A 14,439-nucleotide genomic window follows, 5' to 3' on the forward strand; every position below is an offset into this window, starting at 1 on the left:
AGACTTAAAGTTCAATGGAACCCTGCTTGAATGCAGACAGCGATTTCGGATAGAGACCCCAGGAAGGAGACAACCATGCCCAAGATGAGAGCCGTCGACGCAGCCGTCCTCGTGCTGGAAAGAGAAGGAATCGATACCGCGTTCGGCGTGCCGGGCGCGGCCATCAACCCGTTTTATTCGGCGATGAAGAAGTCGGGCGGCATCAGCCACGTGCTGGCGCGTCACGTCGAAGGCGCGTCGCACATGGCCGAAGGTTATACCCGCGCGGCGCCCGGCAATATCGGCGTTTGCATCGGCACGTCGGGTCCGGCCGGCACGGACATGATCACCGGCCTTTATTCGGCTCAGGCCGATTCGATCCCCATTCTCGCGATTACCGGCCAGGCGCCGCGCGCGCGTCTGTACAAGGAAGATTTTCAGGCCGTCGACATCGAGTCGATCGCCAAACCCGTGACCAAGTGGGCCGTCACCGTGCGCGAGCCGGCGCTCGTGCCGCGCGTGTTCCAGCAGGCTTTCCATCTGATGCGCTCGGGCCGTCCGGGTCCGGTGCTGGTCGATCTGCCGATCGACGTGCAGATGGCCGAAATCGAATTCGACATCGACACTTATGAACCGCTGCCGGTCTACAAGCCGAAGGCGACGCGCGCGCAGATCGAAAAAGCGCTGACGATGCTCAACGACGCCGACAAGCCGTTGATCGTGTCGGGCGGCGGCGTGTTGAACGCGGCAGCGGAAGACCTGCTCGTGCAGTTCGCGGAAACGCTCGGCGTGCCGGTCATTCCGACGCTCATGTCGTGGGGCGCGATTCCCGACGATCATCCGCTCATGGCCGGCATGGTCGGCTTGCAGACGTCGCACCGCTACGGCAACGCGACGATGCTCGCCTCCGATTTCGTGCTCGGCATCGGCAATCGCTGGGCGAATCGTCACACGGGCAGCGTCGAGGTTTACACCAAGGGCCGTAAGTTCGTGCACGTGGATATCGAGCCGACGCAGATCGGCCGCGTGTTCGGACCGGACCTCGGCATCGTGTCGGATGCGAAGGCGGCGCTCGAACTGTTCGTCGAAGTGGCGAAGGAATGGAGGGCCGCCGGCAAGCTGAAGGACCGCGGTGCGTGGGTCGCGGACTGCCAGCAGCGCAAGCGGACCATGCTGCGCAAGACGCACTTCGAAAACGTGCCGATGAAGCCGCAGCGCGTCTACGAAGAAATGAACCTCGCGTTCGACCGCGACACCTGCTTCGTCACGACGATCGGTCTGTCGCAAATCGCGGGCGCGCAATTCCTGCACGTGTTCAAGGCGCGCAACTGGATCAACTGCGGCCAGGCCGGCCCGCTCGGCTGGACGATTCCTGCCGCGCTCGGCGTGCGTGCTGCCGATCCGCAACGCAAGATCGTCGCGCTCTCGGGCGACTACGACTTCCAGTTCATGATCGAAGAACTCGCCGTCGGCGCGCAATTCAAGCTGCCATACGTGCACGTGGTCGTGAACAACTCGTATCTCGGTCTGATCCGTCAGGCGCAACGCGGCTTCGACATGGACTACTGCGTGCAACTCGCGTTCGACAACATCAACGCGCCTGAACTCGAAGGCTATGGCGTGGATCACGTCGCGGTGGCCGAAGGTCTTGGCTGCAAGGCGCTGCGCGTGCACAAGCCGGAAGACATCGCGCCCGCGCTGAAGAAAGCGCAGGCACTGGCCGCCGAACATCAGGTGCCGGTCGTCGTCGAGATGATTCTCGAACGCGTGACCAACATCGCGATGGGCACCGAGATCGACGCGATCAACGAGTTCGAGCAGCTCGCCGAAACGAAGGCGGATGCGCCGACCGCCGTCACGCCGCTCGACTGAGTATCGCCGCCGCGCGTTCCCGCAAGAAACGCGCGGCGTGCATCCGCTGACCGACCATCAGGAAAGAACAATGCCGAAATTTGCCGCGAATTTGACCATGCTGTTCAACGAAGTCCCGTTCCTCGACCGCTTTGCCGCGGCCGCGAACGCGGGTTTCAAGGCGGTCGAGTTCCTGTTCCCTTACGCCTTCTCGATTAGCGACATCCAGACGCGTCTGAAGGACAACGATCTGCAGATCGTGCTGCACAACCTGCCCGCCGGCAACTGGGAAGCGGGCGAGCGCGGCATCGCGTGTCTGCCGGATCGTGTCGCGGAATTCCGCGAAGGCGTGCCGCGGGCGATCGAGTACGCGAAGGCGCTGAACGTGCCGCAACTCAACTGCCTCGTGGGGATTCCGACGGCGGGCGTGTCGGCGGAACAGGCGCGCGCGACGATCGTCGAGAACCTGCGTTTCGCGGCTGAAGCACTGAAGCAAGAAGGCATCAGACTGCTGGTCGAGCCGTGCAACGCGTATGACATTCCGGGCTTCGCGCTGAATCGTTCGAAGGAAGGACTGGATGTGATCCAGGCCGTCGGCTCGGACAATCTGTTCCTGCAGTACGACATCTATCACATGCAGCGCATGGAAGGCGAACTCGCCGCGACGATCGGGAAGAACCTGCCGAAGATCGCGCACATTCAGCTCGCCGACAACCCCGGCCGCAACGAACCGGGTACGGGCGAAATCAACTACCCGTTCCTGTTCGCGCTGCTCGACGAGATCGGCTATCAAGGCTGGATCGGCTGCGAGTACAAGCCGCTCAACGGCACGGAAGCGGGCCTCGGCTGGCTTCAATCGATCGGCGGCGTGAAGCAGCGCGCAACCGCTTAAACCAGACACACAGGAGGAGCTAGAAGTATGGCAACGATCGGTTTCATCGGCCTCGGCATCATGGGCGCGCACATGGCGCGCAATCTCATCAAGGGCGGCCACAAGCTCGTCGTGAACGGCAAGTTTCCAGTGCCTGACGATATTCGCGCGCAGACGCAAGTCGTCGCGGACTCGACCGCGGTCGCGCAGGAAAGCGAAATCGTCATCACGATGGTGCCCGACACGCCCGATGTCGCCAATGTGCTGTTCGCCGATGACGGCATCGCGAAGGGTCTTACGAAGGGCAAGCTCGTGATCGACATGAGCTCGATCGCCCCGCTGGAGACGCAGGAGTTCGCGAAGAAGATCAACGCGCTCGGCTGCGACTACCTCGACGCACCGGTCTCCGGCGGCGAAGTCGGCGCGCGTGAAGCGACGCTCACGATCATGGTCGGCGGCCCGGAAAAGTCGTTCAACATCGCGAAGCCGCTGTTCGACCTGATGGGCAAGAACATTTCGCTCATCGGCGACAACGGCGCGGGTCAGACGTGCAAGGTCGCGAACCAGATCATCGTCGCGCTGAACATCGAGGCGGTCGGCGAAGCGCTGCTCTTCGCCGCACGCTCGGGCGCCGATCCGGAGCGCGTGCGCAAAGCTCTGATGGGCGGCTTTGCATCGTCGCGCATCCTCGAAGTGCATGGCGAGCGCATGACGAAGCGAACGTTCGATCCGGGCTTCCGTATCGAACTGCATCAGAAGGACTTGAACCTCGCGCTCGACGGCGCGCGCAAGATGGGTCTCGCCCTGCCCCACACCGCGAGCGCGCAGCAACTCTTCAGCGTGTGCGCGGCGAACGGCGGCCGTGCGTGGGATCACTCGGCGCTCGTGCGTGCGCTCGAAATCATGTCGAACTTCCAGGTGGCCGAAGCGCCGCAGCAGACGAAAGCTGCTGCGTGATTCGCATCACCTGAACCGTGGGGCGTCCCGCGTATGGGCACGCGGGACAAATGCCGCTCTGGGCTGAGGGCGGCAAAGTGGGGTCCGAGAAGCGGCACCCGGCGGTGCGCCGGGTAAGCCTTGGTCGGTCAGACGGTTTGTCGTCGGGTGTCCGCGTCGGATTGTTGCAGTTTGCGTCCAACCGCCGAAGCGCGAGCGGTGCTACAAATCCTTTTGTTAAAACTCAGAACTATCTGGTGGACATCGCGACTAATCTGCCTAGACTTCGCGAGCCTTTACCACCGTTAATTAAGGAGTTGGAACAATGGGAATCCTCAGTTTTATCAAGGAAGCAGGCGAAAAACTGTTCGGCGCAGCCACGCCGAGCGCGCAGGCGGCACCCGCTGCCGCGCCGGTGGATGTCGCCGCGCTGAACCAGAAAGCGGGCGAAGCCATCGCGACGTACATCCGTTCGCAAGGTCTCAACGCGGACAATCTCGATGTGAAATATGACGGTGCTTCGCACACGGTGAGCGTTTCGGGGCAGGCGCCAGATCAGGCCACGAAGGAAAAGATTCTCGTCGCGGCGGGTAACGTGCAGCACGTCGACAAGGTCGACGATCAACTGACCGTGCCGAATGCCGAACCCGAGTCGCAGTATTACACCGTCGCGTCAGGCGACAATCTCTGGAAGATCGCCGAGAAGTATTACGGCAATGGCTCGAAGAACGATGTCATCTTCGAAGCGAACAAGCCGATGCTGAAAAGCCCGGACAAGATTTATCCGGGACAGGTGCTGCGCATTCCGGCGGCGAACTGATTGTTCTTCGTTGCACTCGAAACGCGGACCCTTGGGTTCGCGTTTTTGATTTGTGGATTGGGTTTGGCGGTTGTGTTTGACGCGTTGTTTGCGCTGCGAACGATGATAGGGCGCGCCACGTACGCGTAATCGCGCTGACATGCCTCGCCCCGATCGCAAGCTGGAAACGACTACGCAATTGCTACGTCATCGGCATTCACTTCCTTCGCGTTGGCATAGTACTTCTTGCTATCGCAATAGACGCCGCGCGGATCGTAAAGCGCACACGGCCATGACGTAAAATGCGCGACTGAATCGTGGACATGTTCGGCAAGCAAACCGTCAACGGCGGCTGGCGAACCCGCGCGATCATCCCAAGCGCTGAGAATCAGGCCCTCGTATGCGGTGCGCTTGCGCGGTTCCGGCGGCGGCCAATCGCGGTCGCCAGCACGATGTTCTACCGGATGACGAAGGAACGCAACGCGTTGCACAAGTCGCCGTTGCTCGCGAAGCAGTTGCGCCGCTTGCTCACTCGGATCGGACGGGACTTCATAGTCCCATTGGTTGTCACCGCATTTCGGATGGTCGGCATCGGTCGCCGCAGGGACCGCGGCGCATTTTGCCGCACTGACCTTGCCGTACAACCGACCAAGCACGCGAAAGTCATTCGGCTGACGTTCCAGCGCGCTGCGCCATTGGAACTGCACGCGACGATGCACTTGAATCAAGGCTTCAACGTCACCGCCCTCTGACGCAGGCAACGCAGCCATATACTCCCGGTATAAATGTACAACCGGCTCGTCATCGACGAGCGCGTAGTCTGCCCCTACGTCCTCTTTCATCTGCGAGGGTAACTTAAGAGGCACGCCCGCGCGCACGGCATCAGCGAGCATGTGCCGCAGCGGTATACGTGCGAGCATATTGCTGCGTCCTTGTTCGTCCGGTGCGTATCCGCCACCTACATCAGAATGCACGCCGGGATAGACGACTTCCTCGCAGTTCGCTGGATAGGTTCGATCGACCCTCACAGAATCGAGTGGAAAGGCTGCCCGCACTTCATGTGCAGCGACGTAGTGCACGCAACGTTCAACTTCGGGTGGAATTGCCAGTTCGCTCGCCCAGCCAAGATGCCGTGAAGGGCCGCCAACAGATGCGACCGTATCGAACAATCCCATGAAATTGATACGCAGCGGGACACGTTCGCCATTGGGCGCAACCCATATCAGGCCAGTTTCCGTGCGCTCACAATTCTTATCGATCAGCTTGCGTACGAATGCGCGGGCTTCAGTCGCGCCGCGCGAAAAGCCAAAAATTGCAACGCTGATGTACTGCATGCATTTCCACGACGCTGAACTCCAGTCGATTTTGAGGATGCGCGAGAATTCAGCCAGCGCATATTCGATACGCACATCGCCGCCAACGGCCAATCCAAGCCCCAGATTTCCACCTTTGTCGTCGGCTAGCTTATCCGTGTACCCAATGAGTTTGGGAAACTTGAACGGCGTGCCGACACCAGATATATAGCGTTTGCTCGCATGTCGTCCGGCGCGGTCTTCGCTCGCAAGGTTGAACAACTTGGCAACATTCGAGAGTCGGCCTAGGGGATCATCTATTTCGAGGTTGTTTCCTGTACCATCGAAAAAAAATGAAAGCTTCGGATAGACACGGCACTTTGCATCGTCGAGTCGCAGTGGCCCTGCTTTATTCAACGGGGAAAACCGATCCTGTGCGATTTTCTCTCCGCCCTGAAATGCTGCGTGTCTAAGGCCCTCATCGGTGATCGGCGCACCGGCTTGTCTGACAGTCATACGAATGGACTCTGATTGTTATTTGTCGGCGCACGCAAAAGCAGATGGCGAGAACGCCAAATCGACCGTATCTAAGTCTCGCAGAATGACGCACAGATACGCGTCGTCCTTGCTCATATCCGGATCACTGTGCGGGCCCACAGCAGGGAAATGCGCAATCACCTCACGCCGCTCCCGCTTTTTCAGAATGATCTTGGTCTGCGGATCCGATTCCTGTCCCCATGTCCACCGAACCGTGACAGGCCGACTCCAGCGTTTTAAGCCTGGATAGCAGCAACTTGCCGATCCGCCGCCGCTTTGTTCATCTACGTCTCCCGCCCAATACTTGTCCACGAAGATGCCCACCGCATAGCGGTCTGTGTGATTGATCGGCACGATGCTCAAGGCTTTGCCTTCGCCGTCAAAGGGATCGTCAGGCATTGCGCCTCCGGCGCATGCCGACAGCGTGAGCAAGGCCAATCCGGTGAGGACGGTAGCGCGAGCGAATCTGAGCCGTCCTTTTTCGCCGCCAGCTCTGCGAACCCGGACTGGATGAATCAGATGATCCCGGTGCATTCAATTATCCGTTTTTGTTCAATACAACTATGCAGGTCACTTGCCTTGAAATCGACCGACTTCGTTCGTAATGCTAATGCGGCGGGTGATTTAATTTTTTAAATTTTTGTCAAATACCTTCTGCGCTTACTCGTGATGCCGTGGACGGAGCGCACAGGTGCCGTTGCACACGGACGGCTGGAGATATCAAGCACAACAATCCATGCTGCGCGCACGCGATGACCCGGTGCTTGCAACCGGTTCGCTGGACGACTCTTGACTCGCGCGCTAGCGGTCGCGTTTGCGTCTAATCGCGCCGGCATGTTCGGTCATGGCAGACCCAATTCGATTGCTTCGTCGAAGAATGCGCCGTGACCGTCGCTGTGCAAGACGTGTCAGAAGATGACTCTTGCTGAACGTCGCGCGACATAATCGCGCAAGTAAGCGAATTTATAAGTCATGTTATCGCGCATAACTTTGCCGATAGCCACGCAGTTTTTCTCTTTGATATTTCTTCTCGTTTGAGCTTCAAATCAGGAATTCACGAACGACGAAACGAACCACGCGCGAACGCCAAATCAATACACATCGAAAACACGCTGCAGATCCCGCACCTGCGAACCCAGCGCGAGCATCAACAGCACGCGCGCCTTGTACGGATTGAGCGTGCCGGCACTGACGGTGCCAAGCGCGTCATCATTGGCTGCGCCGTTGCGCATCACATGACCCGAGCCCACGCGCGACGCACGCACCACCGCGACGCCCCGCTTCACCGCATCGGCGAGCGCCTGCGTAAGCGTCGCGTGCATCGAGCCGTTCCCCGTGCCCGCAACGACGATGCCGCGTGCGCCCGCCGCGACGAGCGCATCGACCATCACGCGCGATGCATCCGAGTAGCTCGCGACGATCTCGACCATCGGCCATTGCCCGGTCGCGAAAAACTCGCTCGCCGTGGTATGCGGCCGCATGACCGTGCGCTGGAACTCGACGCGTCCGTCCTGCACGAAGCCGAGCGCGCCGGTTTCGGGCGAGCGGAATGCATCCACGGCATAGGTGCTCGTCTTGGTGACATCGCGCGCGCTGTGAATCTGATTGTTGAAAGCGACGAGCACGCCCTTGCCCACCGCGTCCTTCGACGCCGCGACCGTCACCGCGTTGAGCAGATTCAACGGACCATCGGCGGAAAGCGCGGTCGATGGACGCATCGCCGCGGTCAGCACGACGGGCTTCGCGCTCTTCACCGTGAGATGCAGCAAGTACGCGGTTTCTTCGAGCGTATCGGTGCCGTGCGTGACGACGACGCCATCGATATCGTCGCGTGCGAGCAGTTCATCGATGCGTTTCGCGAGCTGAGTCCACAGCGTGGCGCTCATGTCCTTGCTGTCGATGCTCGCGATCTGTTCAGCGTGGATTTGCGCGACGGAGCCGAGCGCGGGCACGGCGTCGAGCAGCTTGTCGACGCCGACCACGCCCGCCTTGTAGCCAGCTGTCTTCGACGCGTCGCCCGCCGATCCGGCGATGGTGCCGCCCGTCGCGAGCACGGCGATACGAGGTAGGGAAGAGGTGTTCATGCCGGCGATTGTAAATCAGCCGGCATCCGCATTACGCGGGAATCAGACCGGCTCGCGAAGCTGGGCCGCGATCTGCGCCTCGTCGAGTTGCGGCGCGAACATTTCGATCAGCCGGTAAGCGTACGCACGCAGGAACGCGCCCTTGCGCAGGCCGACACGCGTCGTGCTCGCCTCGAACAAATGCTGCGTGTCGAGCGCGACGAGTTCGGTGTCGCGCTTTGCGTCATACGCCATCGCCGCAACGATGCCGATGCCCATGCCCAGTTCGACATACGTCTTGATGACGTCGGCGTCGATCGCCGTCAGCACGATGTCGGGAATCGCGCCCGCGCTCGCGAACGCCTGATCGACGTGCGAACGGCCGGTGAAATCGTTGTCGTAGGTGACGATCGGATATTCCGCGATCTGTTCGAGCGTGATGTTCTCGTGCCCGACGAGCGGGTGATCCTTCGGCACCACGACCGTGTGATGCCACGAGTAGCACGGGAATGTGACGATGTCCGGATAACGGTCGAGCGCTTCGGTCGAAATGCCGATATCCGCTTCGCCGTTGATGATCATTTGCGCGATCTGCTGCGGACTGCCCTGACGCAGCGCGAGATGCACCTTCGGGTACACCTCGGTGAACTTGCGGATGACCTTCGGCAACGCATAACGTGCCTGCGTGTGCGTCGTCGCAACCACGAGATGGCCGTTGTCCTGATCCGCGAACTGGCGCGCGACGCGCCGCAGGTTCTCGGCATCGAGCAGCATGCGCTCGATCAGCTGATGCACTTCCTTGCCCGGCTCCGTGAGTCCCGTGAGACGCTTGCCGCGGCGAATGAAGATATCGACGCCGAGTTCGTCTTCGAGATCCTTGATCTGCTTCGACACGCCCGACTGGGACGTATAGAGCACATTGGCGACCTCCGTCAGGTTCATGTTCTGACGCACGGCCTCGCGCACGAAGCGCAATTGCTGAAAATTCATGTGAATCTCTCCGTGATGCTTTTATGTTGTTATGTCATTGCGCCGATGACGGGGCCGGAAACACGCGCAGCGCGCGCGGCACGGCCGTCACGCCATCGCCGATATCGAGCCTGAGCGCGCGCCATGCCTCGCGATCCAGTTCCGCCTCGATCACGCCGCCCGCGCTGCCTTCGAGTTCGACGCGCACCGAGCCGCCCAGCGTCACGACGCGCCGCACGTCCACCACGATGCCGTCGCGATGCGTGCCGTCGGCGGGATACAGCGCGAGATCGTGCGGACGCACATAGGCGAGCGCCCGGCCGCTGAAATGCGCCTGAGCCGCGATCGGGCTCGTGGCGCCATCGACGATGAAGCCGCGCGCATCGACCTCGCCCTGCAGCCGGTTGGCCGCGCCGAGGAACTCGTAGACGAACGACGTCTGCGGATGATCGTACACGTCTTGCGGGCTGCCGACCTGCTCCACGCGGCCGTGATTCATCACGACGATCCGATCCGCCACTTCGAGCGCTTCTTCCTGATCGTGCGTGACGAAGAGCGTCGAGATATGCAGATCGTCGTGCAGACGGCGCAGCCAGCTACGCAGTTCCTTGCGCACTTTGGCGTCGAGCGCGCCGAACGGCTCGTCGAGCAGCAGCACTTTAGGTTCGACGGCGAGCGCTCGCGCGAGCGCGATGCGCTGCCGCTGCCCGCCCGAGAGTTCCGACGGAAAGCGCTCCGCGAGCCAGTCGAGTTGCACGAGCTTAAGCAATTCATGCACTTTTTCGCGAATCACGGCTTCGCTCGGACGTTCGCGGCGCGGCTTCACGCGCAGGCCGAACGCGACGTTTTCGAACACGGTCATGTGCCGGAACAGCGCGTAATGCTGGAACACGAAGCCGACCTGACGCTCGCGCGCGCCGACTGCCGCGACGTCTTCGCCATGCAGCACGACTTGTCCCGCGTCGGCGAATTCGAGGCCCGCGATCACGCGCAGCAGCGTGGTCTTGCCGCAACCGGAAGGGCCGAGCAGCGCGACGAGTTCGCCCGCCGGAAAGTCGAGCGTGACGTTGTCGAGCGCGGTGAAATTGCCGAAGCGTTTTTGCAGATTGCGAACGATGATGCTCATGATGTTATCGGCCTCTCAATTCTGTGCGGTGGCTTGGGCGGCGGTGAATGCTTGCGACATGCGCCGCTCCGCGAGGAGTTTCAGCGCGAGCGTCACGAGCGCGAGCAGCGCCAGCAGCGACGCCACCGCGAACGCAGCCGAGAAGTTGTATTCGTTGTAGAGAATTTCGACGTGCAGCGGCATCGTGTCGGTCTGTCCGCGAATATGACCCGACACCACCGACACCGCGCCGAACTCGCCCATCGCGCGCGCGTTGCAGAGAATCACGCCGTAGAGCAGACCCCACTTCACGTTGGGCAGCGTCACGCGCCGGAAGATCTGCCAGCCCGATGCGCCGAGCACGTGCGCCGCTTCCTCTTCATCGTTGCCTTGCGCCTGCATCAGCGGAATCAGTTCGCGCGCGACGAACGGGAACGTCACGAAGATCGTCGCCAGCACGATGCCCGGCACCGCGAAGATGATCTGCACGTCGTGTGCGGCGAGCCACGGGCCGAACCAGCCTTGCGCGCCGAACATCAGCACGTAGACGAGACCGGAGATCACCGGCGACACCGAAAACGGCAAGTCGATGAGCGTGGTGAGCAGCGCCTTGCCGCGAAACTCGAACTTCGCGATCGCCCACGACGCCGCCAGCCCGAAGACGACATTCAGTGGCACGGCGATCGCGGCGGTGATCAGCGTGAGCTTGATCGCGGACCACGCGTCGGGGTCCTTCAGCGACTCGAAGTAATAGTCGACGCCTTTCGCGAACGCCTGCACGAACACCGCGACGAGCGGCACGACGAGAAAGAACGCGAGAAACGCGAGCGCGATGCCGGTCAGCAGCCAGCGCACGGCGCGCGGCTCGGTGACGGGATTCAGGCCGTGCGTATCGCGCTGTGTCGTCGTTTGCAACGGAAGCACCTTGCTCATACCGTTTCTCCCGCTGCCAGCGCGACCTTGACAGGCGCTGCGCCCGTCTTGCCCGTGCGCCGTTGCAACCACCATTGCAGCGTGTTGATGAGGAGCAGCATCAGGAACGATACGCACAACATCACGACGGCCAGCGCGGTCGCGCCGGCGTAGTCGTACTGTTCGAGCTTGGTGATGATGAGCAGCGACGTGATCTCCGACTTCATCGGCACATTGCCCGCGATGAAGATCACCGAGCCGTACTCACCCAACGCGCGCGCGAACGCGAGCGCGAAGCCGGTCAGGAGCGCCGGAAAGAGCGAAGGCAACACGACACGGCGGAACGTGAGCCAGCGCGTGGCCCCGAGGCACGCGGCGGCTTCTTCCTGTTCGCGCTCGAAGTCTTCGAGCACCGGCTGCACCGTGCGCACGACGAAAGGCAAGCCGATGAACGTCAGCGCGACGAGCACGCCGAGCGGCGTGAACGCGACCTTGATGCCGAGCGGCGCGAGATATTGCCCGATCCAGCCATTGCCCGCATAGACCGCGGCGAGCGAGATGCCGGCGACCGACGTCGGCAGCGCGAACGGCAGATCGACGATGGCATCGACGATCCGCTTGAACGGAAAGGTGTAGCGCACGAGCACCCACGCGACGAGAAAGCCGAACACCGCGTTGATGAGCGCGCCGCCGAGGGCCGCACCAAATGTGAGCCGATACGACGCAAGCACGCGCGGCGACGTCACCGCGCGCACGAACTGCGCCCAGTCGAGCGTCGCCGTCTTCGCGAAGGTCGCGGCAAGCGGAATCAGCACCACGAGGCTCAAATACGCCACCGTGATGCCGAGCGTCAGGCCGAAACCGGGCAGCGCGCTCGGCTTCCTGAATGTGAAGGTCGTCATCCTTGATTCGTCCTTTTTGCGCGCGGGGTCGGCGCGCGTGGCTGCCTGGGGCGCGCGGCGTCATTGACGCGCCGCGTCGCCCGCCTCTTGCGCTTATTGCGGCTGATAGATCGAATCGAACACGCCGCCATCCGCGAAGTGCGTCTTCTGAGCCTTGGTCCAGCCGCCGAACGTATCGTCGATGGTGTAGAGCTTCAGCTTCGGAAACTGCTTCGTGAGATCGGCGGGCACCTTGTCCGAGCGCGGCCGATAGAAATTGCGCGCGGCGATCTGCTGCCCTTCGTCGCTATACAGATACTTGAGATACGCTTCGGCGAGCTTGCGCGTGCCGTGCTTGTCGACGACCTTGTCGACCACCGCGACCGGCGGCTCCGCCAGAATGCTCACCGACGGCACGACGATCTCGAACTTGTCCGGACCGAATTCCTTCAGCGACAGGAACGCCTCGTTCTCCCATGCGATCAGCACATCGCCCTGGCCGCGCTGCACGAAGCTCGTGGTCGCGCCGCGCGCGCCGGAATCGAGCACGCCGGCGTTCTTGTAGAGCTTCGTCACGAAGTCCTTGGCGGTCTGCTCGTTGCCGCCCGGCTTGTGCTGCGCGTACGCCCACGCCGCGAGGTAGTTCCAGCGTGCGCCGCCCGAGGTTTTCGGGTTCGGCGTGACGATCGACACGCCCGGCTTCGCCAGATCGTCCCAGTCCTTGATGTGCTTCGGATTGCCCTTGCGCACGAGGAACACGATCGTCGACGTGTACGGCGATGCATTTTCCGGCAGGCGCTTCTGCCAGTCCGCGCCGACGAGTCCCTTGGACGCGAGCGCATCGATGTCGTAAGCGAGCGCGAGCGTGACGACATCCGCCTGCAGTCCGTCGAGGACCGCGCGAGCCTGTCCGCCCGAGCCGCCGTGCGACTGCTTGAAGGTCACGGTCTCGCCCGTGTCGGCCTTCCATTTCTTCGCGAACGCCTGATTGAAGTCCTGATACAGCTCGCGGGTCGGATCGTACGAGACGTTCAGAAACGACGTCTGCGCATAGGCCGTCGCGGTCATGCCGAAGCTCGCCGCCGTCAGCGCCGCCGCCGCGAGCAGACGCCGCGCGCTCTTGCCCAATCCCAGTGTGATGCTTTGCATTCCCCGTTCTCCGTCTTATCGAATTGACGGAATCAGTCTATCGAGGCCTCTATATGATTAGAAATAATCGTTATTCACTTTTTTATACGTAAAACTGCTAAGAACGATATTCCTGTATGGAAAAAGCACGAACCATCGTGAATCGAGCGCGCGGGGGCCGTCGGCGGCGAACTTAAAGTAAAGCTTGAAAAGCGCGGAATACTGTATAAAAATACAGGCACCTGTCCATTCATACAGTGCATCAGGGGCCTGAGCTAGTGATCAAAACATCAAAACTTACCGCGCGGCAGCAGCAGGTGCTCGAACTCATCCAGCGCGCGATCGAACGCACGGGTTTTCCGCCCACGCGCGCCGAGATCGCCGCGGAACTCGGTTTCAGCTCCGCGAATTCCGCGGAGGAGCATCTCAGGGCGTTGGCGCGCAAGGGCGTGATCGAACTGGCGGCGGGTTCGTCGCGCGGCATTCGGCTGCTCGGCGACGCATCGCGCATCGATCGTTCGGAGGAACTGCCGCATCAGTTCACGCTGCCGCATCAGAGCATCATGCAACTGTCGCTGCCGCTCGTCGGCCGGGTCGCGGCGGGCAGCCCGATCTTGGCGCAGGAGCACATCTCGCAGCATTACGCGTGCGACCCCGCGCTCTTTTCCAGCAAGCCGGACTATCTATTGAAGGTGCGCGGCCTGTCGATGCGCGACGCGGGCATTCTCGACGGCGATCTTCTCGCCGTGCAGAAGCGCAATGAAGCGAAAGACGGTCAGATCGTGGTCGCTCGTCTCGGCGACGACGTCACGGTCAAACGCTGGAAGCGCCGGCCGGACGGCGTCGAGCTAATCGCCGAAAACCCGGACTACGAAAATATTTTCGTGCGCTCCGGCAGTAGCGAGTTCGCGCTGGAAGGCATCGCGGTCGGGCTGATCCGTTCGGGCGAGTTCTAAGGCGCCGCCTTCGAATGAGCGCGCAGCGAAAATCGACGGCAAATTGTGTGGCCGCTATCGCAACGGGACAAGAAATGTCTCATTGACATCGCAAGATAGCCTCACCAACCGTTTTCGACACCTGGTTCGGGCGTCTCAAACACAACAAGCATGACGGCCA

At 61.5% G+C, this 14,439-nt stretch carries 13 protein-coding genes; 5 read left to right on the plus strand and 8 right to left on the minus strand.

All coding sequences use genetic code 11. The features are described from left to right. The first annotated feature begins 75 nt into the window (after positions 1-75). The 4 genes from gcl to lysM all read left to right on the plus strand — a co-directional run bounded on the left by gcl (position 76) and on the right by lysM (position 4,457). The gene (gcl, locus tag AWB82_RS09565; protein WP_086966885.1) at positions 76-1,851 is read left to right on the plus strand and encodes a glyoxylate carboligase; all 1,776 of its coding nucleotides are present in this window, start codon (positions 76-78) and stop codon (positions 1,849-1,851) included. Positions 1,852-1,921: 70 nt separating this feature from the next. Beyond that, positions 1,922-2,722, plus strand: a complete 801-nt coding sequence (hyi, locus tag AWB82_RS09570; RefSeq protein ID WP_086966929.1) for a hydroxypyruvate isomerase — start codon at positions 1,922-1,924, stop codon at positions 2,720-2,722. Positions 2,723-2,749: 27 nt separating this feature from the next. After that, a complete protein-coding gene (locus AWB82_RS09575; protein WP_086966886.1) occupies positions 2,750-3,658 on the plus strand; it encodes a 2-hydroxy-3-oxopropionate reductase in 909 nt (302 codons plus the stop codon). Positions 3,659-3,962: 304 nt separating this feature from the next. Continuing rightward, a complete protein-coding gene (lysM, locus tag AWB82_RS09580) occupies positions 3,963-4,457 on the plus strand; it encodes a peptidoglycan-binding protein LysM (protein ID WP_086966887.1) in 495 nt (164 codons plus the stop codon). Between the two features lie 170 nt (positions 4,458-4,627). Here lysM and AWB82_RS09585 read toward each other — a convergent pair whose 3' ends face one another. The 8 genes from AWB82_RS09585 to AWB82_RS09620 all read right to left on the minus strand — a co-directional run bounded on the left by AWB82_RS09585 (position 4,628) and on the right by AWB82_RS09620 (position 13,344). Beyond that, complete coding sequence (locus tag AWB82_RS09585; RefSeq protein WP_086966888.1) at positions 4,628-6,244, minus strand: T6SS phospholipase effector Tle1-like catalytic domain-containing protein; 1,617 nt, start codon at positions 6,242-6,244, stop codon at positions 4,628-4,630. A gap of 18 nt (positions 6,245-6,262) precedes the next feature. Beyond that, positions 6,263-6,664: a DUF3304 domain-containing protein gene (locus AWB82_RS09590; protein WP_235023241.1), complete on the minus strand. Its 402-nt coding sequence runs from the start codon at positions 6,662-6,664 to the stop codon at positions 6,263-6,265. Between the two features lie 692 nt (positions 6,665-7,356). Further along, positions 7,357-8,349: an asparaginase gene (locus AWB82_RS09595; RefSeq protein WP_086966890.1), complete on the minus strand. Its 993-nt coding sequence runs from the start codon at positions 8,347-8,349 to the stop codon at positions 7,357-7,359. A 42-nt stretch (positions 8,350-8,391) separates the two neighbouring features. Next, on the minus strand, positions 8,392-9,318 hold the full coding sequence (locus AWB82_RS09600; RefSeq protein ID WP_086966891.1) for a CysB family HTH-type transcriptional regulator: 927 nt from the start codon (positions 9,316-9,318) through the stop codon (positions 8,392-8,394). Positions 9,319-9,352: 34 nt separating this feature from the next. Continuing rightward, complete coding sequence (locus AWB82_RS09605; RefSeq protein WP_086966892.1) at positions 9,353-10,423, minus strand: sulfate/molybdate ABC transporter ATP-binding protein; 1,071 nt, start codon at positions 10,421-10,423, stop codon at positions 9,353-9,355. 15 nt (positions 10,424-10,438) lie between these two features. Further along, positions 10,439-11,335, minus strand: a complete 897-nt coding sequence (gene cysW, locus AWB82_RS09610) for a sulfate ABC transporter permease subunit CysW (protein WP_086966893.1) — start codon at positions 11,333-11,335, stop codon at positions 10,439-10,441. Then, entirely contained in the window at positions 11,332-12,216 is an 885-nt protein-coding gene (gene cysT / locus AWB82_RS09615; RefSeq protein WP_086966894.1) for a sulfate ABC transporter permease subunit CysT, read from the minus strand. Before cysT ends, cysW begins: the two co-directional genes overlap by 4 nt. Positions 12,217-12,309: 93 nt before the next feature. Continuing rightward, positions 12,310-13,344 (minus strand): sulfate ABC transporter substrate-binding protein, encoded by a 1,035-nt coding sequence (locus AWB82_RS09620; RefSeq protein ID WP_086966895.1) that lies wholly within the window; start codon positions 13,342-13,344, stop codon positions 12,310-12,312. Positions 13,345-13,601: 257 nt separating this feature from the next. Here AWB82_RS09620 and lexA point away from each other — a divergent pair, with 257 nt between their 5' ends. After that, on the plus strand, positions 13,602-14,279 hold the full coding sequence (gene lexA / locus AWB82_RS09625; RefSeq protein ID WP_200818074.1) for a transcriptional repressor LexA: 678 nt from the start codon (positions 13,602-13,604) through the stop codon (positions 14,277-14,279). The last annotated feature ends 160 nt before the right edge of the window (positions 14,280-14,439 follow it).

This window comes from Caballeronia glebae (assembly GCF_001545035.1).
GTDB lineage: Bacteria > Pseudomonadota > Gammaproteobacteria > Burkholderiales > Burkholderiaceae > Caballeronia > Caballeronia glebae.